General features: G+C 60.2%; 28 protein-coding genes, 1 tRNA gene and 1 pseudogene. 27 read left to right on the top strand and 3 right to left on the bottom strand.

The genetic code is table 11. The features are described from left to right. Positions 1-54 precede the first annotated feature (54 nt). On the top strand, positions 55-915 hold the full coding sequence (ubiA, locus tag RMO23_RS08390) for a 4-hydroxybenzoate octaprenyltransferase (RefSeq protein WP_309680421.1): 861 nt from the start codon (positions 55-57) through the stop codon (positions 913-915). Positions 916-1,029: 114 nt separating this feature from the next. Here the strand turns inward: ubiA and proC are convergent, their stop codons facing one another. Genes proC through RMO23_RS08375 form a run of 3 tightly spaced genes read right to left on the bottom strand, consistent with a single transcriptional unit; the run spans position 1,030 to position 4,254 of the window. After that, on the bottom strand, positions 1,030-1,887 hold the full coding sequence (gene proC, locus RMO23_RS08385; protein WP_309680419.1) for a pyrroline-5-carboxylate reductase: 858 nt from the start codon (positions 1,885-1,887) through the stop codon (positions 1,030-1,032). A 55-nt stretch (positions 1,888-1,942) separates the two neighbouring features. Next, on the bottom strand, positions 1,943-3,436 hold the full coding sequence (glpK, locus tag RMO23_RS08380) for a glycerol kinase GlpK (protein WP_309680416.1): 1,494 nt from the start codon (positions 3,434-3,436) through the stop codon (positions 1,943-1,945). A 50-nt stretch (positions 3,437-3,486) separates the two neighbouring features. Next, positions 3,487-4,254, bottom strand: a complete 768-nt coding sequence (locus RMO23_RS08375; protein WP_309680414.1) for a DeoR/GlpR family DNA-binding transcription regulator — start codon at positions 4,252-4,254, stop codon at positions 3,487-3,489. Between the two features lie 225 nt (positions 4,255-4,479). On the opposite strand from RMO23_RS08375, the gene RMO23_RS08370 reads away from it, so the two are divergent. The 26 genes and pseudogenes from RMO23_RS08370 to RMO23_RS08245 all read left to right on the top strand — a co-directional run bounded on the left by RMO23_RS08370 (position 4,480) and on the right by RMO23_RS08245 (position 21,919). Further along, positions 4,480-5,562, top strand: coding sequence for an ABC transporter ATP-binding protein (locus tag RMO23_RS08370; protein ID WP_309680412.1), 1,083 nt, complete (start codon positions 4,480-4,482; stop codon positions 5,560-5,562). Next, entirely contained in the window at positions 5,563-6,642 is a 1,080-nt protein-coding gene (locus tag RMO23_RS08365; RefSeq protein ID WP_309680410.1) for an ABC transporter ATP-binding protein, read from the top strand. Positions 6,643-6,679: 37 nt separating this feature from the next. Beyond that, positions 6,680-7,570 (top strand): sugar ABC transporter permease, encoded by an 891-nt coding sequence (locus RMO23_RS08360; RefSeq protein WP_309680408.1) that lies wholly within the window; start codon positions 6,680-6,682, stop codon positions 7,568-7,570. Between the two features lie 81 nt (positions 7,571-7,651). Next, a complete protein-coding gene (locus tag RMO23_RS08355) occupies positions 7,652-8,464 on the top strand; it encodes a carbohydrate ABC transporter permease (RefSeq protein ID WP_309680406.1) in 813 nt (270 codons plus the stop codon). A gap of 123 nt (positions 8,465-8,587) precedes the next feature. Next, positions 8,588-8,896: a DUF2160 domain-containing protein gene (locus tag RMO23_RS08350; RefSeq protein WP_309680404.1), complete on the top strand. Its 309-nt coding sequence runs from the start codon at positions 8,588-8,590 to the stop codon at positions 8,894-8,896. Positions 8,897-8,983: 87 nt separating this feature from the next. Further along, a complete protein-coding gene (locus tag RMO23_RS08345; protein WP_309680402.1) occupies positions 8,984-10,723 on the top strand; it encodes an ABC transporter substrate-binding protein in 1,740 nt (579 codons plus the stop codon). Positions 10,724-10,879: 156 nt separating this feature from the next. Continuing rightward, the gene (locus RMO23_RS08340) at positions 10,880-12,493 is read left to right on the top strand and encodes a glycerol-3-phosphate dehydrogenase/oxidase (RefSeq protein ID WP_309680400.1); all 1,614 of its coding nucleotides are present in this window, start codon (positions 10,880-10,882) and stop codon (positions 12,491-12,493) included. Positions 12,494-12,915: 422 nt separating this feature from the next. Further along, a complete protein-coding gene (gene rplN, locus RMO23_RS08335) occupies positions 12,916-13,284 on the top strand; it encodes a 50S ribosomal protein L14 (RefSeq protein ID WP_007869247.1) in 369 nt (122 codons plus the stop codon). 9 nt (positions 13,285-13,293) lie between these two features. After that, on the top strand, positions 13,294-13,614 hold the full coding sequence (gene rplX, locus RMO23_RS08330; RefSeq protein ID WP_309680394.1) for a 50S ribosomal protein L24: 321 nt from the start codon (positions 13,294-13,296) through the stop codon (positions 13,612-13,614). Positions 13,615-13,616: 2 nt separating this feature from the next. Further along, a complete protein-coding gene (gene rplE, locus RMO23_RS08325) occupies positions 13,617-14,156 on the top strand; it encodes a 50S ribosomal protein L5 (protein ID WP_309680392.1) in 540 nt (179 codons plus the stop codon). A gap of 8 nt (positions 14,157-14,164) precedes the next feature. Continuing rightward, entirely contained in the window at positions 14,165-14,470 is a 306-nt protein-coding gene (rpsN, locus tag RMO23_RS08320; protein WP_011481458.1) for a 30S ribosomal protein S14, read from the top strand. Positions 14,471-14,488: 18 nt separating this feature from the next. Beyond that, the gene (gene rpsH / locus RMO23_RS08315; RefSeq protein WP_309680390.1) at positions 14,489-14,884 is read left to right on the top strand and encodes a 30S ribosomal protein S8; all 396 of its coding nucleotides are present in this window, start codon (positions 14,489-14,491) and stop codon (positions 14,882-14,884) included. Between the two features lie 24 nt (positions 14,885-14,908). Beyond that, complete coding sequence (rplF, locus tag RMO23_RS08310) at positions 14,909-15,442, top strand: 50S ribosomal protein L6 (protein ID WP_309680389.1); 534 nt, start codon at positions 14,909-14,911, stop codon at positions 15,440-15,442. An 11-nt stretch (positions 15,443-15,453) separates the two neighbouring features. Next, entirely contained in the window at positions 15,454-15,819 is a 366-nt protein-coding gene (gene rplR / locus RMO23_RS08305) for a 50S ribosomal protein L18 (RefSeq protein ID WP_007869273.1), read from the top strand. A gap of 17 nt (positions 15,820-15,836) precedes the next feature. Beyond that, positions 15,837-16,355 carry a 30S ribosomal protein S5 gene (gene rpsE, locus RMO23_RS08300; protein ID WP_309680385.1) on the top strand — a complete coding sequence of 173 codons (519 nt, stop codon included), beginning with the start codon at positions 15,837-15,839 and terminating at the stop codon, positions 16,353-16,355. Between the two features lie 13 nt (positions 16,356-16,368). Next, entirely contained in the window at positions 16,369-16,551 is a 183-nt protein-coding gene (gene rpmD / locus RMO23_RS08295; protein ID WP_309680383.1) for a 50S ribosomal protein L30, read from the top strand. Positions 16,552-16,564: 13 nt separating this feature from the next. Then, positions 16,565-16,999 (top strand): 50S ribosomal protein L15, encoded by a 435-nt coding sequence (gene rplO / locus RMO23_RS08290; protein ID WP_309680381.1) that lies wholly within the window; start codon positions 16,565-16,567, stop codon positions 16,997-16,999. A 16-nt stretch (positions 17,000-17,015) separates the two neighbouring features. Next, a complete protein-coding gene (gene secY / locus RMO23_RS08285; protein WP_309680379.1) occupies positions 17,016-18,335 on the top strand; it encodes a preprotein translocase subunit SecY in 1,320 nt (439 codons plus the stop codon). Positions 18,336-18,339: 4 nt separating this feature from the next. Next, positions 18,340-18,558, top strand: coding sequence for a translation initiation factor IF-1 (gene infA / locus RMO23_RS08280; protein WP_007869286.1), 219 nt, complete (start codon positions 18,340-18,342; stop codon positions 18,556-18,558). A 28-nt stretch (positions 18,559-18,586) separates the two neighbouring features. Beyond that, positions 18,587-18,700 (top strand): 50S ribosomal protein L36, encoded by a 114-nt coding sequence (rpmJ, locus tag RMO23_RS08275; RefSeq protein WP_011481465.1) that lies wholly within the window; start codon positions 18,587-18,589, stop codon positions 18,698-18,700. 25 nt (positions 18,701-18,725) lie between these two features. Beyond that, positions 18,726-19,091: pseudogene (gene rpsM / locus RMO23_RS08270) on the top strand (30S ribosomal protein S13). A gap of 13 nt (positions 19,092-19,104) precedes the next feature. After that, positions 19,105-19,509 (top strand): 30S ribosomal protein S11, encoded by a 405-nt coding sequence (gene rpsK / locus RMO23_RS08265; protein WP_007869288.1) that lies wholly within the window; start codon positions 19,105-19,107, stop codon positions 19,507-19,509. Between the two features lie 128 nt (positions 19,510-19,637). Beyond that, positions 19,638-20,261, top strand: a complete 624-nt coding sequence (gene rpsD / locus RMO23_RS08260) for a 30S ribosomal protein S4 (protein ID WP_309680325.1) — start codon at positions 19,638-19,640, stop codon at positions 20,259-20,261. A 93-nt stretch (positions 20,262-20,354) separates the two neighbouring features. After that, positions 20,355-21,344: a DNA-directed RNA polymerase subunit alpha gene (locus RMO23_RS08255; RefSeq protein WP_309680323.1), complete on the top strand. Its 990-nt coding sequence runs from the start codon at positions 20,355-20,357 to the stop codon at positions 21,342-21,344. Positions 21,345-21,422: 78 nt separating this feature from the next. Beyond that, positions 21,423-21,824, top strand: coding sequence for a 50S ribosomal protein L17 (rplQ, locus tag RMO23_RS08250; protein WP_309680321.1), 402 nt, complete (start codon positions 21,423-21,425; stop codon positions 21,822-21,824). 18 nt (positions 21,825-21,842) lie between these two features. Then, a tRNA-Met gene (locus tag RMO23_RS08245) sits at positions 21,843-21,919 on the top strand. Positions 21,920-22,175 lie beyond the last annotated feature (256 nt).

The raw sequence follows: 22,175 nt of genomic DNA, 5'->3' as shown, positions 1-22,175 counted from the left end.
CCCCGTATCCATTGCGCTAGCAGCTCCTTTATTCATAGCAATTCCGTGCCCTCCTTGTTCTCCACCAAGCTCTCGCTCTACCTGGATTTGATCCGCTGGAACCGCCCCGCGGGTTGGCTGCTGCTGCTGTGGCCCACTTTGTCCGCGCTGTGGCTGGCGGCCGGTGGTTTTCCGGGCTGGCACCTCATCGTGGTGTTCACGCTGGGCACCATCCTCATGCGCAGCGCGGGCTGCTGCGTCAACGATGTGGCGGACCAGGATTTCGACCGGCACGTCAAGCGCACGGCGCAGCGGCCGGTGACCAGCGGCGCGCTTTCGAGCAGGCAGGCGCTGGTGCTGGGCGCGGTGCTGGCGCTGCTGGCGTTTGGCCTGGTGCTGACGACCAACGCCGTCACCATTGCCTGGTCGTTTGCCGCGCTGGCCGTCACGCTGGTGTACCCGTTTGCCAAACGCTATGTGTCGATGCCGCAGGCAGTGCTGGGCGTGGCTTTCAGCTTTGGCATCCCGATGGCGTTTGCCGCCGTGCAGTCGCGTGTGCCGCTGCTGGCCTGGGTTCTGCTGCTGGGCAACCTGTTCTGGGTGATTGCCTACGACACCGAATACGCCATGGTGGACCGCGACGACGACCTGAAGATCGGCATGAAAACCTCGGCCATCACGCTGGGGCGCCTTGACGTGGCCGCGATCATGCTCTGCTACCTGTTTTACCTGTCAATCTGGGCTGTAGCCCTTGCCGATATTGCACAATATGCTATCTATTTAATAGCGATTGCCGTGGCCAGCGCGCAGGCGCTGTGGCATGGCTGGCTGATCAGGAAGCGCGAGCGTGACGATTGCTTCAAGGCCTTTCGGCTCAATCACTGGCTCGGGTTCACCGTGTTTGCCGGTATTGCGCTGGCGTATCTGGCGGCTTGACATGGCTCTCGATGCCGCCCGGTTGCTATTAAATTAATAGCTGTCTACGCACGTTTTACCTGGGCTACAGGCTTATTTGGCAGGTAAATCGCTTGAACATTGGCTGGCAGAGGCTCAGGCCGAGCCGAATTCATCACCGAGTTCCACCGCGCGGCGCCGGGCCGCCTCGATGGCACGCATGAATTGCGGCTTGATGCCGGCCGCGTCCATGGCCGTGAGCGCGGCGTAAGTGGTGCCGCCCTTGGACGTCACGCGGGCGCGCAGCACTTCGGGCGGGTCTTCGGACGCCTGGGCCAGCGCCGAGGCGCCGACAAAAGTGCCCACCGCCAGCTGGTGTGCCTGGGCACGGCTCAGGCCCATGTCCAGGCCGGCCTGCTCCATCGCTTCGATAAAGTAAAACACATAGGCCGGGCCCGAGCCTGAGAGCGCGGTCACCGCGTCGAGCTGGATTTCATCGTTGAGCCACAAGTACTCGCCGGTGGTTTTAATCACGCGTTGCACCGCCAGCCGGTCGTCAGCGCTGGCGGCGGGGCGGGCGAACAGCGCGGTCATGCCCTTGCCGACCAGGGCCGGCGTGTTGGGCATGGCGCGCACCACGCGCTCGCTGCCCAGCCACCGCGCAATGCTGTCCGAACGGATGCCGGCCGCCACGCTCAGGTGCAGGGCGCGCTGGGTGTGGGCGCGGGTCTGCGCCGCGGCCTCTTTGAAAGTTTGCGGCTTGACGGCCCAGACCACCAGAGCGGCGCTGGCCAGCGCCGCGCCCGGCGCCTCGTTGACCGCCACGCCAAACTGTTGCAGCAGCCGGGCGCGCTGCTCGGCAAACGGCTCGACCACCTGAATCTGGCTGGCGGCCAGGCCCTGCTTGAGCAGGCCGCCGATGATGGCGCTGGCCATGTTGCCGCCGCCTATGAAGGCGATGGCGTCGCTGTTGCTGCCGGTGTGGGGGGGGCTGTGCAGGTGGAGGGTGCTCATGTCTGTGCCGTGGATGAAAGCCTTGCCAGCACGAATTGTCGTCGAAGGCGGCGCCTTATGGCTGCACCGTTTGCCGCACGGCATGCTCCCACTGTTCCATCAGCGCGGCGGCCCGGTCTGCGCCCAGCGTGGGCACAAAGGTTCGCTCGGCGCGCCACAGGCCCGACAGCTCCTGCGTGCTGGCGTAGACCCCGCTGGAGAGGCCGGCCAGGTAGGCCGCGCCCAGTGCCGTGGTTTCGATCACGGCCGGGCGCAGCACCGGGATGCCCAGCAAATCGGCCTGAAACTGCATCAGCAGGTCGTTGATGCAGGCCCCGCCATCGACCCGCAACTCGGACACCGGCGCGGCACCGGCCGCCACGGCGTCGCGGCTCATGGCCTGCAGCAGGGCGGCGCTCTGGTAGGCGATGCTTTCAAGGGCGGCGCGCGCAATATGGGCCACCGTGGTGCCGCGCGTCAGCCCGGTGATGGTGCCGCGCGCGTCGGGTTTCCAGTAGGGCGCGCCCAGGCCGGTGAAGGCCGGCACCATCATCACGCCGCCCGAGTCGGGCACGCTTTGCGCCAGCGCCTGCACCTCGCCGCTGCCCTGGATGGCGTGCAGGCCGTCGCGCAGCCACTGCACCACGGCGCCGCCCACAAACACGCTGCCTTCAATGGCAAACTCGGTCTGCGCCGTGGTCTGCGCGGCGCTGGTGGTCAGCAGGCCGTTGTGCGAGGTCTGAAAATTGTTGCCGGTGTGCATCAGCATGAAGCAGCCGGTGCCATAGGTGTTCTTGGCCATGCCTTCCCTGAAGCAGGCCTGGCCAAACAGCGCGCTCTGCTGGTCGCCGGCGACACCGCCAATGGTGATGGCACTGCCCAGCAGTTCGGGCCGCACTTCACCAAAGTGCGCGCTGGACGGCAGCACGCGGGGCATCAGCGAGGCCGGAAGGTCCAGCAGGGCCAGCAGCTCGGCATCCCACTGGTTGCTGTGGACATTGAAGACCATGGTGCGGGAGGCGTTGCTGACGTCGGTGGCGTGCAGCGCGCCGCCGGTCAGCTGCCACATCAGCCAGCTGTCTATGGTGCCAAAAGCCAGTTCGCCGCGTTCGGCCTGGGCGCGCGCGCCGGGCACGTTGTCGAGCAGCCACTTGAGCTTGGTGCCCGAAAAATAGGCATCCACCAGCAGGCCGGTTTTGGCCTGGATCAGCGCTTCCTTGCCCTGCTCACGCAGCTGTGCGCAGGTGGCTTCGGCGCGGCGGTCCTGCCAGACGATGGCGTGGTGAATCGGCTGGCCGGTGGCGCGGTTCCAGACCACGGTGGTTTCGCGCTGGTTGGTGATGCCCAGGGCGCGGATGGCGCTGGCTTTGAGGCCGGCCTTGGCCAGCGCCTCGCGCGCGGTGGCCAGCTGGGTGCGCCAGATTTCCATCGGGTCATGCTCGACCCAGCCCGGTTTGGGGTAGATCTGCGGCAATTCGACCTGGGCCTGGGCCACGATGTGGCCGGCCTCGTCAAACACGATGCTGCGGGAGCTGGAGGTGCCCTGGTCCAGGGCGAGCAGGTAGGTCATGGCGTTGGGGGCAGAAAAAGAGGGCGGAAGGTAAATCGGGCAATGTCGCGTCAGGCGTGGGCGACTTCGCAGCTGACGTTGGCTTCTTCCAGCAGGGCCGGAAACGGTTCGGGCGGGGCCTTGTCGGTAAACAGCCGGTCGATCTGCGACAGCCGGGCCAGCTCGACCATGGCCGGGCGGTTGAACTTGCTGCTGTCGGCGGCCAGCCAGACCTCGCGCGCGTGCGCAATGATGGCCTGGGCCACCTTGACCTCGCGGTAGTCAAAGTCGCGCAGCGAACCATCGGGCTCTATGCCTGAGATGCCGATGACGGCAATGTCGACCCGGAACTGGCGGATGAAGTCAACCGTCGCCTCGCCCACGATGCCGCGGTCACGCGGGCGCACCACGCCGCCGGCCACGATGACCTCGCAGTCGGAATTGCCGCACAGGATTTCGGCCACGTTCAGGTTGTTGGTGATGACGCGCAGGCCCTTGTGGTGCAGCAGGGCCTTGGCGACGGCCTCGGTGGTGGTGCCGATGTTGAGGATCAGCGAGCAGTCGTTGGGCACCCGCAGCGCCACGGCGCGGGCAATGCGCGCCTTGCCTTCGGCGCTCAGGCTTTTGCGTTGCTGGTGCGCGATGTTTTCAACGGTGGAACTGGGCACCCGCACGCCGCCATGAAAGCGGGCCAGCAAACCGGCGTCGGCCAGGCGCTGCACGTCGCGCCGCACCGTCTGCAGGGTGACATCGAGCTTTTCCGCGAGCTGCTCCACCGAGGCCGAGCCGTGGGCGCGCACGAAGTCAAGCAGCTTGATTTGCCGGGGATTGGAATTCACGTGGATCCGCATGTCGGGAGTGTTCCACACTCTATAACGAATCAAAAGGAAGCGACTAAGGGAAAACTAGTAGTAAAAACAAACAAAAAGGAACAAAAATAGAATAAATTCGAACTTTGACGAAAACCTGCCCGGAGCGCCCTTGTTGTTTACCCTTTCCTTCCTTTCGGCTCCGGCGCTGCCTGCGGGTGTGCGCGGCGGCTACGTTTTGACCGGAGCCGCGTGATGCAGCTGTCACTGGACCACATCAGCAAGAAGGTGGGCGCGGAGCAATGGCTGTACGAGATGAGCCTGGCGCCGCGCAGCGGCGAGGTCACCGTGTTGCTGGGCGCCACCCAGGCCGGCAAGACCAGCCTGATGCGCATCATGGCCGGGCTCGATGTGCCCAGCAAGGGTCGGGTGCTGGTGGACAACGCGAACGTCACCGGCATGCCGGTGCGCGAACGCAACGTCGCCATGGTCTACCAGCAGTTCATCAATTACCCCTCGCTCAAGGTGTTTGACAACATTGCCTCGCCGCTCAAGCTGCGCGGCGAGCCCAACATCGAGCAGCAGGTGCGCAGCCTGTCCGGGCGCCTGCATATTGAGATGTTTCTGGACCGACTGCCGGCCGAGCTGTCGGGCGGGCAGCAGCAGCGCGTGGCGCTGGCGCGCGCACTGGCCAAGGGCGCGCCGCTGATGCTGCTCGATGAGCCGCTGGTGAATCTGGACTACAAGCTGCGCGAAGAGCTGCGCGAGGAGCTGACCCAGCTGTTTGCGGCCGGCGATTCGACCGTGATTTACGCCACCACCGAGCCCGGCGAGGCCTTGCTGTTGGGCGGCCATACCGCCGTGATGGACGGCGGTGAGCTGCTGCAATACGGGACCACGGCCGAGGTGTTTCACTCACCCCAGTCGCTGCGCGTGGCACGCGCCTTCAGTGACCCGCCGATGAACCTGATGGCGGCACTGCCGGCCGCGCAGGGCGTGCAACTGGTCGGCGGCCCGGCCCTGCAGATGAACCTGCCGGCCGTGTCCGCCGAGCGTCTGGCGACGCTGACGGCCGGCATTCGCGGCAGCGCGCTGCGCATCAAGGCCCGCCCGGGGGATGTGGTGTTGACAGGCACGGTCGAGCTGGCCGAGATTTCCGGGTCCGACACCTTTGTGCACGTTGCCACCCCGGTGGGCGAGCTGGTGGCCCAGCTGACGGGGGTGCATTACTTTGACCTCGGTGCCGCGCTGACGCTCTACCTGGACCCGGCTCAGGCCTATGTGTTTGATGCGGCCGGAGCGCTGCTGGTGGCGCCGGTGCGCAAAGGAGGGCGTTAAATGGCGCGTATTGATCTTGATCTGGCCCATGCCTACCGGGCCAATCCGCGGCAGGACAGCGACTACGCCTTGCTGCCGCTGAAAATGAGCTTTCGCGATGGCGGGGCCTATGCCTTGCTGGGCCCGTCGGGCTGCGGCAAAACCACCATGCTCAACATCATGTCGGGCCTGCTCGTGCCGTCGCAGGGCACGGTGAAGTTTGATGGCGTGGACGTGACGCTGGCCTCGCCCCAGCAACGCAATATTGCCCAGGTGTTCCAGTTCCCGGTGATCTACGACACCATGACGGTGGCCGAAAACCTGGCTTTTCCCTTGCGCAATCGCGGCGTGCCCGAAGCGCAGATCAAAAAACGCGTGGGCGAAATTGCCGAGATGCTGGACATGAGCGGCCAGCTCAATCACCGGGCCTCTGGCCTGGCGGCCGATGCCAAGCAAAAAATCTCGCTGGGCCGGGGTCTGGTGCGGCCCGATGTGTCGGCGGTGCTGTTTGACGAGCCGCTCACGGTGATTGACCCGCACCTCAAATGGCAGCTGCGGCGCAAGCTCAAGCAGATTCACCACGAGCTCAAGCTGACCCTGATTTATGTGACGCACGACCAGGTCGAGGCGCTGACCTTCGCCGAGGAAGTGGTCGTGATGACGCGCGGCCGGGCGGTGCAGACCGGTTCGGCCGACGCCTTGTTTGAAAAACCCAGCCACACCTTTGTCGGGCATTTCATCGGTTCGCCGGGCATGAACTTTTTGCCCGCCACGGTGCGGGACGGGCTGATGCAGGTGGCCGGTGTGCCGCTGGCGCTGCCGGCCGACCGAGCCATGCCGGACGGCGAACTCAAAGTGGGGGTTCGCCCGGAGTATGTGGACCAGACCACGGCCGGCGACCCGGTGGCGCTGCCCTTCAAGGTGAGCCTGGTTCAGGACATCGGCACCCATGTGATGCTGACCGCCACGATTGGCGAGCACACCCTGAAAGCCAGGCTCAAGCCCGAGGCGGCGGTGCCGCAGGTGGGTGAAACGGTGTGGCTGCGCATCATGGGGCCGCACACCTGTTTTTATGTGAACGAAGAATTGGTGGCCGCATGAGCGCAGTACACGCCGTCACAAGCGTTGGGGACAATCCATGAGCACGACAACCAAACCCGTGAACCAGAAGGCCTGGCTGCTGGTGCTGCCCGTCATCATCTGCGTGGCGTTTTCGGCCATCCTGCCGCTGATGACGGTGGTGAATTATTCGGTGCAGGACATCATCTCGCCCGAGCGGCGCGTGTTTGTAGGCACCGAGTGGTTTGCCGCCGTCATGCGCGACGAAGACCTGCATGCCGCGCTGTGGCGGCAACTGACCTTCTCGCTGGCGGTGCTGGCGATCGAGATACCGCTGGGCATCGCGCTGGCGCTGTCCATGCCCGCGCAGGGCTGGAAAGCGTCGCTGGTGCTGGTGCTGGTGGCGCTGTCGCTGCTGATTCCCTGGAATGTGGTGGGCACCATCTGGCAAATCTATGGCCGTTCCGACATTGGCCTGCTGGGTGCGATGCTGCAGAAGATGGGCTTTGACTACAGCTACACCGGCAACGCCGCCCACGCCTGGGCCACGGTGCTGCTGATGGATGTGTGGCACTGGACGCCGCTGGTGGCCTTGCTCTGCTACGCCGGCCTGCGCTCGATTCCCGACGCCTACTACCAGGCGGCGCGCATCGACGGCGCCAGCAAGTTTGCGGTGCTGCGCTACATCCAGTTGCCCAAAATGCGCGGCGTGCTGATGATTGCCGTGCTGCTGCGCTTCATGGACAGCTTCATGATTTACACCGAACCCTTTGTGCTGACGGGCGGTGGGCCGGGCAATTCAACGACCTTCCTGTCGCAGTACCTGACGCAAAAAGCGGTCGGCCAGTTTGACCTTGGCCCGGCCGCGGCCTTCTCGCTGATTTACTTTTTAATCATCCTGCTGCTGTGCTTCATCTTGTACAACTGGATGCAGCGCGTCGGCACCCAAGAGAAAGAAGGTGAGCAATGAGCGCAACGCCGGGCCGACCCAAGCAAGCTCGCGGCCCCTCGGGGGGCAGTGACGACACGAAGTGCAGAGCGTGGGGGCAACATGTCTAAGCCAAAATTTCAGGCGCGAACGCTGTTCCTGATTGCCTACATCGTCTTTGCCCTGTTGCCCATCTACTGGATGGTCAACATGAGCTTCAAGACGAACGGCGAGATTTTGTCGAGCTTTTCGTTTTTCCCCCAGCATTTCACCTGGGACAACTACAAGACCATCTTCACCGACCCGTCCTGGTATTCGGGCTACATCAATAGCCTGATTTACGTGGCCATCAACACAGTGATTTCGATTGCCGTGGCGCTGCCTGCGGCCTATGCGTTCTCCCGCTACAGCTTTCTGGGCGACAAGCATGTGTTTTTCTGGCTGCTGACCAACCGCATGACGCCGCCAGCGGTGTTTTTGCTGCCCTTCTTCCAGCTCTACACGACGGTGGGCCTGATGGACACGCACCTGGCCGTGGCGCTGGCGCACCTGCTGTTCAATGTGCCGCTGGCGGTCTGGATTCTGGAAGGCTTCATGAGCGGCATTCCGCGCGAGATTGATGAAACCGCCTATATCGACGGTTACTCGTTTCCGAAGTTTTTCGTCCGGATTTTTCTGCCGCTGATCAAGGCCGGTGTCGGCGTGGCGGCCTTCTTCTGCTTCATGTTCAGCTGGGTGGAGCTGCTGCTGGCGCGTACCCTGACCAGCGTCAATGCCAAGCCGATTGTGGCGACCATGACGCGTACCGTCTCGGCTTCGGGCATGGACTGGGCCACGCTGGCAGCGGCCGGTGTGCTGACCATCGTGCCCGGCGCCATCGTGATCTGGTTTGTGCGCAACTACATCGCCAAGGGTTTCGCGATGGGCAGGGTGTGAGGCTCCCCGAAGCGCCTTTGGCGCATCCCCTCGAGGGGCGGCGCCAGCAGGCCGGCAAAGCCGGATCGGCGGCGTCAGCCTGGGCAGATGCGACCTGTGTATTGGACAGTCTGGAGGATGGATATGTTTGAGTGGATGGCCTGGACGACACCGGTCGCCGTATTTTTCAGCTGCATTGTGCTGATGCTGGTGGGCATGACGCTGTGGGAGATCAAGTCCCCGACCCGGCTGACGCGCGGCTTTCTGCCGATCGAGACCACCCGTGGCGACCGCCTTTTCATTGGCCTGCTGAGCGCGGGCTATGTCAACCTGGTTTTTGTCGGCATCAGCGGCAAGCTGGCGGGCTGGTTCAACCTGGAAGCCGACCCGTCGATCTGGATCAGCTTTGTGCTGTCGATGGTTTTGCTGGTGTGGATCATGCGCAAGGGTTAGTTTTGAGAGGAAAGGAATCCGGCTCATTCTTCCCCGGAGCCGAACAAGCCTATATCAACGGGGAGTGAACCCATGAGGAGACAAGTCATGAAGATGCTAAAAACCCGTCATACGGCACTGGCGCTGGCCGCTGCCTGCGTGATGGCCGGACCCAGCTGGGCCGACGAGGCCGCCGCCAAGAAATGGATCGACAGCGAATTTCAGCCTTCCACCCTGAGTAAAGACCAGCAAACGGCCGAGATGAAGTGGTTTATCGACGCCGCCAAAAAACTGCAGGCCAAGGGCGTGAAGGAGATCTCGGTCGTCTCCGAAACCATCACCACGCACGAGTACGAATCGAAGACGCTGGCCAAGGCGTTTGAGGAAATCACCGGCATCAAGGTCAAGCACGACCTGATCCAGGAGGGCGACGTGGTTGAAAAGCTGCAGACGTCGATGCAGTCCGGCAAGTCCATTTACGACGGCTGGATCAGCGACTCCGACCTGATAGGCACCCACTACCGCTACGGCAAGATCATGAACCTGACCGACTACATGGCCGGCAAGGGCAAGGAGTGGACCAACCCCGGGCTGGATCTGAAGGACTTTATTGGCACCAGCTTCACGACCGCGCCCGACAAGAAGCTTTATCAGTTGCCCGACCAGCAGTTCGCCAACCTGTACTGGTTTCGCGCCGACTTGTTTGCACGGCAGGACCTGAAGGACAAGTTCAAGGCCAAGTACGGTTACGACCTGGGTGTGCCGCTGAACTGGAGCGCCTACGAGGACATCGCCGAATTCTTCACCAACGACGTGAAGACCATCGACGGCAAGCCCATTTACGGTCACATGGACTACGGCAAGAAAGACCCGTCGCTGGGCTGGCGCTTTACCGATGCGTGGCTGTCGATGGCGGGTACTGCCGACGTCGGCATTCCCAATGGCATGCCGGTCGACGAGTGGGGGATTCGCGTGGGCGCCGACAAGTGCACACCCGTAGGCGCATCGGTTTCGCGCGGCGGCGCCACCAATTCACCGGCGGCGGTCTATGCGCTGACGAAATACGTGGACTGGATGAAGAAGTACGCACCGAAGGAGGCCACCGGCATGACCTTTGGCGAGGCCGGCCCGGTTCCGGCCCAGGGCCAGATTGCGCAGCAGATCTTCTGGTACACCGCCTTTACCGCCGACATGACCAAACCGGGCCTGCCGGTGGTCAATGCGGATGGCACGCCCAAGTGGCGCATGGCGCCCGGCCCTAACGGCCCCTACTGGAAGCAGGGCATGCAAAACGGTTACCAGGATGTAGGCTCCTGGACCTTTTTTGCGAACCACGACGCCAACAAGACCGCTGCGGCCTGGCTCTATGCGCAGTTCATTACCGCCAAGACCACGTCGCTCAAGAAGACCATTGTTGGCCTGACGCCGATCCGCGAGAGCGACATCCAGTCCAAGGCGATGACCGACCTGGCGCCCAAGCTGGGCGGCCTGGTCGAGTTCTACCGCAGTCCGGCCCGCGTGGCCTGGACGCCGACCGGCACCAACGTGCCCGACTACCCCAAGCTCGCGCAGCTCTGGTGGAAGAACGTGGCCGAGGCCGTGACGGGTGAGAAGACCCCGCAAAAGGCGATGGACAACCTGGCCGAAGAGATGGACAACGTGATGGGCCGCCTGGAGCGCGCCGGCATGGCTCACTGCGCGCCCAAGCTCAATCCCAAGGGTGACCCGGCCAAATACCTGAGCGACAAGGCGGCTCCCTGGGCCAAGCTGGCTAACGAAAAGCCAAAAGGCGAAACCATCAACTACGACAAGTTGCTGCAAGCCTGGAAAGACGGAAAAGTTCGCTAATCCGTAACCGGACCGGCCGCAGGTGCTGAAGTATCTGCGGTCCGGTCTCGCCTGGGGGCAACAGACTGCCGTGCCGCTGGAGCACGCTGAGCAATCCCAGGGCAACTAAAGACGGATTTTTATGACAACGGGTTATGACAACGGGTTGTGTTGCCCATGACGAATGAATCCTTGCCGGCACCGGCGCCCACACGGCGCAAGGAGTTGATAGACCGCCTGGCCGAGCCGCGTCATTACGACCTGGCCATTATTGGTGGCGGTGCGACTGGCCTGGGCGTGGCGCTTGATGCGGCGGCGCGCGGTTTTTCCGTGGTGCTGGTTGAGTCGCATGACTTTGCCAAGGGCACCTCGTCCCGTGCCACCAAGCTGGTGCATGGCGGGGTGCGTTACCTGGCCCAGGGCAATATTTCTCTGGTGCGCGAGGCCCTGCACGAGCGCACGACGCTGCTGGCCAATGCGCCGCATCTGGCACAGCCTCTGCCTTTTGTCATGCCCTCCTATAAATTCTGGGAGGCCCCTTTTTATGGCGTGGGCCTCAAGATGTACGACGCGCTGGCGGGCAAGGCCGGCCTGGGCGCCACCGAGTTTCTGAGCCGGAAGGAGACCCTGGCCTGCCTGCCCACGGTTCAGTCGCAGGGCCCGAACGGCTGCCTTCGAGGCGGCGTCAAGTACTGGGACGGCCAGTTTGACGACGCCCGGCTGGCGCTGGCGCTGGCGCGCAGTGCCGCCCGCCAGGGCGCGCTGCTGGTCAACTACTGTTCGGCCACCGGGCTGATTCATGAAAGCGGCAAGCTGGTCGGCCTGCATGTGCAAGACCAGGAAACCGGCCAGGCCTTTGAGGTCAGGGCCAGTTGCGTGGTGAATGCGGCCGGTGTCTGGGTGGACCAGCTGCGCCTGCAGGATGGCCAGGCCATAGGCCGGGAGGCCCAGCCCATGGTTGCGCCCAGCCAGGGCGTGCATATCGTGGTGGACCGCTCGTTTTTGCCGACTGACCATGCGATGCTGATTCCCAAGACCGAGGACGGTCGGGTCCTGTTTGCCGTGCCCTGGCTGGGCAAGACCATTCTGGGCACGACCGACACGCCGCGGGGCGATCTGGCGCGCGAACCGCTGCCATTCAAGGAGGAGGTTGACTTCATCTTGAGGGAGTCGGCCCGCTACCTGACGCGCGCGCCGCTTCCTGCCGATATCAGGAGCATCTGGGTGGGCTTGCGGCCGCTGGTCAAGCCGCCCGATGACGACGCCGGAAACACCCAGGCGCTGTCGCGCGAGCACACGGTACTGGTCAGCAAAAGCGGGCTGGTGACGGTCACCGGCGGCAAGTGGACCACCTACCGGGCCATGGCCGAGGATGTCCTCGACAAATGCTTTGGCGCCAATCTGCTGCCGGCCCGGACCGGAAAAGCAACGGCCCACCTCAAACTGGTGGGCGCCCAGGCGTCAAGCCACAGGATCAGTGACGTGCCCGGCCTGCATTTGTACGGAAGTGAGGCCGGGGCGGTGCAAATCCTGCCGGGCGCCGGCCGGCAGCTGGGAGGCGGCCTGACCGAGGCCATGGTCCGTTTTGCCGCCCGCTATGAATATGCGCGCTGCGTGGAGGACGTGCTGGCGCGCCGGTCACGCCTGCTGTTTCTGGATGCCGCCTTGGCCCGCACGCTGGCGCCGCAGGTGGCTGAGCTGCTGCGGCAGGAAAACGGGACTGACCCCCAGCTGGACGCCTTTTTGGCGCTTTGCGACCAATACCTCAGCCTGCCCAAAGCCGGCAATTGAACACCTCGGGCCGGCGGCGCCTGGCCAGTGGCCTGCGATTTGCATGGCAAGGGTAGACCAACAAATCGCTATTGTTTTGATAGCTGAATGCGCCCATGTTCTGGGAGCCAAGACCTTGTTTGCCTGATTTTTCAAGTGAGCTGGATTGCCGCATGGGGCCGCCGCAGCAGGGCCGGCGGCTGATCGGCAAACGCTGCAGGGACGTTCTGTGCCCATTTTTGGCATTATTTTCACCACGCGCAGTTGACAGGGCCGTGTGTTCTGGTAATAATCGAGGGCTTCGCTCTAAAAGGCGAAGAATTCTGACTTAAATAGCCTAATGGAAGCATTGCAAGTGGTTTGCAGTGTGGACGACGGGCCCAAGACTGATTGGTTTGGCTGCTTGAAAAGCGGCATACCGGTGCAAGTTGGGAACAAATTAAATGATTCAAACGCAATCCAAACTCGATGTTGCTGACAACACGGGCGCCAAGTCCGTGATGTGCATCAAGGTGCTGGGCGGATCCAAGCGCCGGTACGCCAGCGTTGGTGATGTCATCAAGGTGAGCATTAAAGAAGCCGCTCCACGTGGCCGCGTCAAAAAAGGCGAGGTTTACAGTGCTGTGGTTGTTCGCACCGCCAAAGGCATCCGCCGTGGCGATGGCTCGCTCGTCAAATTCGATGGCAACGCGGCAGTGTTGCTTAACGCCAAGCTGGAGCCTATTGGCACCCGCATCTTCGGACCAGTGACGCGCGAACTGCGCACTGAAAAGTTCATGAAGATCGTGTCCCTGGCTCCTGAAGTTCTGTAAGGACACGCCATGAACAAGATTCGCAAAGGCGACGAAGTCATCGTGATCGCCGGCCGGGATAAGGGCAAGCGCGGCACGATCACGCTGCGCAAGGATGACAGCTACGTGCTGGTTGAGGGTATTAACCTGGTGAAAAAACACACCAAGCCAAACCCCCTCAAGGGCACGACCGGCGGCATCGTTGAAAAAAGCATGCCGATTCACCAATCCAATGTGGCTATTTTCAATGCCGCATCGGGCAAGGCGGATCGGGTTGGTATCAAGTTGTTGGCTGACGGCAAAAAAGTGCGCGTCTTCAAGTCCAGCGGCGACGAAATTAAGGCTGCATAAACATGGCACGCTTGCAAGATCAATACCGCGAGAAAATCGCGCCAGCCCTGATTGAAAAATTCGGCTACACGACGCCCATGCAGGTGCCGCGCATCACCAAGATCACGCTCAACATGGGTGTGAGCGAGGCGGTTGCCGACAAAAAGGTCATGGACAACGCCGTCGGCGACATGACCAAGATTGCCGGCCAGAGGCCGGTGGTTACCAAGGCCAAGAAGGCCATCGCCGGTTTCAAAATCCGCGAAGACCTGCCGATTGGCTGCATGGTGACCCTGCGCGGCGTGCAGATGTATGAGTTCCTCGATCGTTTCGTGACCGTGGCTCTGCCGCGTGTTCGTGACTTCCGCGGAATTTCTGGTCGTGCCTTTGATGGTCGCGGCAACTACAACATCGGCGTGAAAGAGCAGATCATTTTCCCTGAGATTGAGTACGACAAGGTGGATGCCTTGCGCGGTCTCAATATCAGTATTACCACGACGGCCAAGACCGATGAAGAGTGCAAAGCGCTTCTCACCGCCTTCCGTTTTCCGTTCAAGAACTGAGGCGGGACATGGCAAAACAAGCATTGCTGCAACGTGAACTGAAGCGCGAGAAACTCGCCGCCAAGTTCGCCAAGAAATACGCAGAACTCAAGGCAACGTCGAATGACGCCAAGCGCTCCGATGAAGAGCGCGCTTTGGCCCGTCTGGAGTTGCAAAAGTTGCCCCGCAACGCGAATCCGACCCGCCAGCGCAACCGCTGCGCGATCACGGGTCGTCCGCGTGGCACGTTCCGTCAATTCGGTCTGGCTCGCGCCAAGATTCGTGAATTGGCTTTTGCTGGTGATATCCCTGGTATCACCAAGGCAAGCTGGTAAGCAATAGGAGAACCGCAAATGAGTATGAGTGATCCTATCGCCGACATGCTGACGCGCATCCGCAATGCACAAATGGTTGAAAAAGCTGTTGTGCTGGTGCCGTCTTCAAAAGTCAAAGTTGCCATTGCGCAGGTCTTGAAGGACGAGGGCTACATCGATGGCTTTTCTGTCAAGACGGCTGATGGCAAATCCCAGCTGGAAATCGCCCTGAAGTATTACGCAGGTCGCCCCGTGATTGAGCGCATAGAGCGCGTCAGCCGCCCGGGCCTTCGCGTCTACAAAGGCCATGGTGCCATCCCTCAGGTCATGAATGGCCTGGGTGTGGCAATTGTCACGACGCCACAGGGTGTCATGACGGATCGCAAGGCACGCGCTACCGGCATCGGTGGTGAAGTGCTGTGCTACGTGGCCTGACGGCGACATTGAGGAGTAACTGAAATGTCTCGTGTAGCAAAAATGCCCGTCGCCGTCCCCCAGGGCGTGGACGTGGTCATCAAAAGTGATCAAATCAATGTCAAGGGTACCCTTGGCACCCTGGCGCTGACACAAAATGCACTCGTCACCATCAAGAACGATGACGGCAAGCTGACCTTTGTGCCGGCCAACGAATCCCGTGAAGCCAATGCCATGAGTGGCACGATGCGTCAACTCGTGAACAACATGGTCACCGGTGTGACCAAGGGCTTCGAGAAGAAGCTGAGCCTGGTTGGCGTGGGTTACAAAGCCCAGGCGCAGGGCGCCAAGCTGAATCTGACGGTTGGCTACTCTCACCCCGTGGTGATGGACATGCCGGCTGGTATTCAGGTTGCAACCCCTACGCCCACCGAGGTGGTGATCAAGGGTTCGGATCGTCAACGCGTCGGCCAGATTGCCGCCGAAGTTCGCGCCGTTCGTCCTCCCGAGCCTTACAAGGGCAAGGGCATCCGGTATTCGGATGAGAAGATCACGATCAAAGAAACCAAGAAGAAATAAGGAGCTGCATCATGTTGACCAAAAAAGAGCAGCGCCTTCGTCGTTCACGCCAGACCCGTATCCGCATCGCCACGCAAGGTGTTGCCCGTCTGACGGTGAACCGTACCAATCTGCACATTTACGCCAGCGTTATTTCTGGCGACGGCACCAAGGTCCTGGCAGCTGCTTCTACCGCAGAAGTAGAAGTTCGCAAGGAAATCGGCGCCTCGGGCAAAGGTGGAAACGTTGCTGCTGCGCAGGCCATTGGCAAGCGCATTGCTGAAAAGGCAAAAGCAGCGGGTGTAGAAAAAGTGGCGTTTGATCGCGCCGGCTTTGCGTACCATGGCCGCGTGAAAGCGCTGGCTGATGCGGCCCGCGAAGCTGGTTTGCAGTTCTAAGCAGACTGGAAATAAGTATGGCCAAGTTTCAAGCAAAACAGCAAAACGACGCTCCAGACGATGGTCTGAAGGAAAAAATGATCGCGGTCAACCGCGTGACCAAAGTGGTGAAGGGTGGCCGTATTCTCGGTTTCGCCGCACTCACGGTGGTTGGTGACGGTGACGGCCGCGTGGGCATGGGCAAGGGCAAATCGAAAGAAGTGCCTGCAGCCGTGCAAAAAGCCATGGAAGAGGCGCGCCGCAACATGACCAAGGTGTCATTGAAGAACGGCACGATTCACCATAACGTATTCGGCCACTGGGGCGCAGCCAACGTCATGATGGCGCCGGCTCCCAAGGGTACCGGCATCATTGCAGGCGGCCCAATGCGCGCTGTTTTTGAAGTGATGGGCATTACCGATATCGTGGCCAAAAGCCATGGTTCGAGCAACCCCTACAACATGGTGCGCGCCACGATGGATGCACTGAACAATTCCACGACGGCTTCCGAGATTGCCGCCAAGCGCGGCAAGTCAGTCGAAGAAATCTTCGGTTAAGGCGGGCATTGAAATGACCAAAGAAACCAAATTAAAAGTCCAGCTGGTTCGCAGCCCGATTGGCACCAAGGAATCCCACCGCGCCACCGTGCGTGGCCTGGGCCTGCGTGGCATCAACAGCGTCAGCGAATTGCAGGACACGCCCGCAGTGCGCGGCATGATCAACAAGATCAGTTATCTGGTCAAGGTTATTTGAGCGGAGACTCATCATGGAATTGAATGGAATCAAGCCTGGTCAAGGCGCAAAACATGCCAAGCGACGCGTTGGTCGCGGCATTGGTTCGGGCTTGGGCAAGACGGCTGGACGTGGCCACAAGGGCCAGAAGTCGCGCGCCGGCGGCTACCACAAGGTCGGCTTTGAGGGCGGTCAGATGCCCATGCACCGTCGTTTGCCCAAGCGTGGCTTCAAGTCCCATCTGCTCAAGTTCAACGCGGAAGTGACTCTCGGTGCGTTGGAACAACTCGGCTTGGCCGAAGTGGACCTGCTGACTTTGAAAACAGCCGGATTGGTCGGTCAACTGGCCAAGAACGTCAAGATCGTCAAGACTGGCGAACTGACCAAGGCTGTCAAGCTCAACGGCATTGCTGCGACCGCAGGTGCCAAGGCCGTTATCGAAGCCGCTGGCGGCTCCATCGCTGAATAACTGACGGAACCAATCAGTGGCAACCAACTCGGCTCAAATGGCAAAAACCGGCAAGTACGGCGACTTGCGCAACCGGCTTGTGTTTTTGCTGCTGGCGCTGGTCGTGTACCGCATCGGTGCGCATATTCCGGTCCCGGGTATTGATCCTGGGCAGCTCAAGGAGTTGTTCAAGGGTCAGCAGGGCGGCATATTGAACCTGTTCAATATGTTCTCCGGCGGAGCCCTGTCGCGCTTCACGGTTTTTGCCCTGGGCATCATGCCGTACATCTCGGCGTCGATCATCATGCAGCTGCTCACCAATGTTGTACCGACATTCGAACAGATGAAAAAAGAGGGTGAGAGCGGCCGTCGCAAGATCACGCAGTACACCCGCTACGGAACGCTGGCGCTGGCCTTGTTCCAGTCTATGGGCATCGCGGTGGCGCTGGAAAGCTCTCCGGGTCTGGTGTTGGTTCCGGGCTTCGGCTTTCGCATGACGGCGGTGTTCAGTCTGACGGCAGGCACGATGTTTCTGATGTGGCTCGGCGAACAGATTACCGAGCGCGGTCTTGGCAACGGCATTTCGATCCTGATTTTCGCAGGCATTGCGGCGGGACTGCCCGGGGCCATGGGTGGCCTGCTTGAGCTGGTACGCACCGGCGCCATGAGCATCCTGGTGGCGATTGTCATCGTTGCGGTGGTCGTGCTGGTGACCTACTTTGTGGTGTTCATTGAACGGGGGCAGCGAAAGATTCTCGTGAATTACGCGCGTCGCCAGGTTGGGAACAAGGTTTACGGCGGCCAGTCTTCCCATTTGCCGCTGAAGCTGAACATGGCGGGTGTGATTCCCCCGATTTTCGCCTCGTCGATTATTTTGCTGCCGGCAACGGTGGTGGGCTGGTTCAGTGCAGGTGAAAGCATGCGCTGGTTGAAGGACATCGCGGCGACGCTGACGCCAGGACAGCCCATTTACGTGATGCTTTATGCTGCGGCGATTATCTTTTTCTGCTTTTTCTATACCGCGCTGGTGTTTAACAGCCGCGAAACTGCAGACAACCTGAAAAAGAGCGGTGCTTTTGTGCCGGGTATTCGTCCCGGTGATCAGACGGCCAAGTACATTGACAAGATTCTGGTTCGCTTGACCCTGGCGGGAGCGGTCTACATCACGTTTGTGTGCTTGCTGCCCGAGTTTTTGATTTTGAAATACAACGTGCCTTTCTATTTTGGCGGCACGTCGTTGATGATTATTGTCGTGGTCACCATGGATTTCATGGCCCAGGTACAGAACTACATGATGTCGCAACAGTATGAGTCGTTGCTGAAAAAGGCAAACTTCAAGACATCGTTGGGCAGTTGATGGGATGTCCAAAGACGATGTGATCCAGATGCAAGGTGAGGTTGTAGAAAACCTCCCGAACGCAACTTTCCGGGTCAAGCTTGAAAATGGACATGTTGTACTGGGGCACATCTCGGGAAAAATGCGAATGCACTACATCCGCATACTTCCTGGTGACAAGGTGACGGTTGAGTTGACACCTTACGATTTATCGCGTGCACGAATTGTGTTCCGTGCCAAGTAAGCACAGAGTGAAAGTTTAGGAGAAAGAAATGAGAGTTTCAGCTTCGGTTAAGAAAATTTGCCGCAACTGTAAAATTATCCGGCGCAAGGGCGTTGTTCGCGTGATCTGCACAGACCCACGCCACAAGCAGCGTCAAGGCTGATTTTCAAGAGATTTAGAGGACGAACATGGCTCGTATCGCTGGTATCAATATTCCGCCGCAACAGCACGCCGAAATCGGCTTGACTGCTATTTTTGGCATTGGGCGCACGCGTGCTCGCAAGATCTGCGAAGCATGCGACATTGCCTATGCCTAAAAGGTCAAAGATCTGACGGACGGTGATCTGGAAAAAATTCGTGACCAGATTGCTCTGTTCACCATCGAAGGTGATTTGCGTCGTGAAACCACGATGAACATCAAGCGCCTGATGGACATCGGATGCTATCGCGGTTTCCGTCATCGCCGTGGACTGCCTATGCGCGGCCAGCGCACCCGGACCAATGCCCGCACCCGTAAAGGTCCGCGCAAGGCCGCCGCTTCTTTGAAGAAATAATTGAGAGGTCGTCATGGCAAAATCACCAAGCAATAACGCGGCACAACGTGTCCGCAAAAAAGTACGCAAGAATGTGGCCGACGGCATTGCCCACGTCCACGCTTCTTTCAACAACACGATCATCACCATCACCGATCGCCAGGGCAATGCCTTGTCATGGGCTTCGTCCGGTGGTCAGGGTTTCAAAGGCTCCCGCAAGTCCACTCCATTCGCAGCGCAGGTTGCTTCTGAAGTTGCCGGCCGTGCTGCCATTGAACAGGGCATCAAGAACCTTGATGTAGAAATCAAGGGTCCCGGTCCTGGTCGTGAGTCTTCCGTTCGGGCACTGGGCGCGCTGGGCATTCGAATCAATTCGATCGCCGACGTGACTCCCGTCCCGCACAACGGCTGCCGCCCTCAAAAGCGCCGCCGCATTTAAACGTTTGTCTTGCCGGTCTGCTCGCTTTGCGAGTGACCAGCGCAAGATGTTTTCGCCAAGCCCACCGCCATCAGGTTTTTTACCGAAGGCTCCTGCAGCAATGCAGCAGATGACACAAGGACACTCAAGTGGCACGCTATCTAGGCCCCAAGGCCAAACTTTCCCGCCGTGAAGGCACCGATCTTTTCCTGAAGAGCGCTCGCCGCGCCATCAGCGACAAATCAAAATTTGAATCCAAGCCCGGCCAGCATGGTCGTACCTCGGGTACTCGCACCTCCGACTTCGGTCTGCAGCTGCGCGAGAAGCAAAAAGTCAAGCGCATGTACGGCGTTCTTGAAAAGCAGTTTCGTCGCTACTTCGAAGAAGCAGATCGCCGCAAAGGCAACACCGGTGCCAACCTGCTGTTCATTCTTGAGTCGCGCCTGGACAACGTGGTTTACCGCATGGGCTTTGGCTCCACGCGTGCTGAGGCGCGCCAACTGGTGTCGCACAAGGCCATTACGGTCAATGGCAACTCGGTCAACATCCCGTCTTACATGGTCAAGACCGGTGATGTGATCGCGGTGCGTGAAAAGTCCAAGAAGCAGACTCGGGTGACCGAAGCGCTGCAACTGGCTCAGCAAGTCGGCTTGCCTGCATGGGTGGATGTGAATGCTGATAAAGGCGAAGGTACCTTCAAGAAAGTGCCTGATCGCGATGAGTTTGCCGCTGACGTCAACGAATCGTTGATCGTCGAGTTGTACTCACGCTAATTTCGTTCCTGCGATACGGGGCACCGTATCGCCAGGGTGTGCTTCGCCGGCCTTATCGGTGTAACGAACCGAGGGTATTGAGAGGAAGACTCCATGCAGACTAATTTGTTGAAACCAAAAACTATCAATGTAGAGCAGCTTGGCACCAACCGTGCCAAGGTGACGCTGGAGCCGTTTGAGCGGGGTTACGGCCATACGCTGGGGAACGCGCTTCGCCGCGTCCTGCTGTCGTCCATGGTTGGCCATGCCGCCACCGAAGTGACTATCGCCGGTGTGTTGCACGAGTACTCTTCGATTGACGGCGTCCAGGAAGATGTCGTCAACATCCTGCTGAACCTGAAGGGGGTCGTCTTCAAGCTGCACAACCGTGATGAAGTCACACTGAGCCTGCGCAAAGACGGCGAAGGCCCTGTCACTGCTGCTGACATCCAGACGCCGCATGACGTGGAAATCATCAACCCTGAGCATGTCATCGTCAATCTGTCGCATGGCGGCAAGATCGACATGCAGATCAAGGTTGAGAATGGCCGCGGCTACGTTCCCGGTACCATGCGCCGCTATGGCGACGAATCGCCAAAGTCGATTGGCCGTATCGTGCTGGATGCGTCGTTTTCTCCGGTCAAGCGCGTGAGCTACACCGTCGAAAGCGCCCGCGTCGAGCAGCGCACCGACCTGGATAAGCTGGTGCTTGAAATCGAAACCAATGGTGCGGTGACTGCTGAGGATGCCGTACGCGCGTCGGCTAAAATTCTGGTGGAGCAGCTTGCGGTGTTTGCGCAACTGGAAGGCAATGAACTGGCGGCTTTTGATGCGCCCGTACAGCGCAGCTCGCAGCAGTTTGATCCCATCTTGCTGCGTCCGGTTGATGAGCTCGAACTCACTGTGCGCTCTGCGAACTGCCTGAAGGCGGAAAATATTTACTACATTGGCGATCTGATTCAGCGTACTGAAAACGAGTTGCTGAAGACCCCCAATCTGGGACGTAAATCTCTCAACGAGATCAAGGAAGTTCTGGCCTCCCGGGGCCTGACATTGGGTATGCGGCTTGAAAGCTGGCCTCCTGCAGGCCTCGACAAGCGTTAATTTTAACTGACCATCTTTGAAAGATGGCGCACGGGCAGTACCTGATACGGCTGCCCGGATACTAAAAAAGGAAGCACTATGCGACACGGACACGGACTACGTAAACTGAACCGCACCAGCGAGCACCGCCTCGCCATGCTGCGCAACATGATGAACTCGCTGCTTCAGCACGAGGTCATCAAGACCACCCTGCCAAAGGCCAAAGAATTGCGCCGCGTGGTCGAGCCCATGATCACCCTGAGCAAAGAGCCCACGCTTGCCAACAAGCGCCTGGCGTTTGACCGCCTCCGTGATCGCGACATGGTGGTCAAGCTGTTTGCAGAACTCGGCCCTCGCTACAAGGCCCGTCCCGGCGGTTACACGCGCATCTTGAAAATGGGTTTCCGCGTGGGTGACAACGCCCCCATGGCCCTGGTTGAGCTGGTTGACCGTCCTGATGTGTCGGAAGACACTACGGCTGACATGGCCAAGGCAGAATAGGCTATAATAAATACTTATCGCGCGGTGGAGCAGCCTGGTAGCTCGTTGGGCTCATAACCCAAAGGTCGTAAGTTCAAATCTTGCCCGCGCAACCAACATCCATGCCTTCTAGGCTGGTAGCAAACGCCCACTTTATGTGGGCGTTTTGCTTTCTGGCCCAAATTTGGCCCATCTATGGCCCATCTATGGCCCAGTTTTGGCCCGTGAAAATCAACGATAGCGCGAAGTCACCATTGGGTGCGTGGCCTGCTTTCGGGGCTTCACTACTACGGCATGGCTGTTACAACCAAATGAATTAGGGCATCCGCTAATTGCCCCGCGTCGCCCTCTGATCCACAGTTCTCATAGTGG

It is taken from the genome of Polaromonas sp. (assembly GCF_031411155.1).
GTDB lineage: Bacteria > Pseudomonadota > Gammaproteobacteria > Burkholderiales > Burkholderiaceae_C > Polaromonas.
Note: the sequence above shows the minus strand (reverse complement) of the source record. Positions and strands in the feature narration are given on the sequence as shown.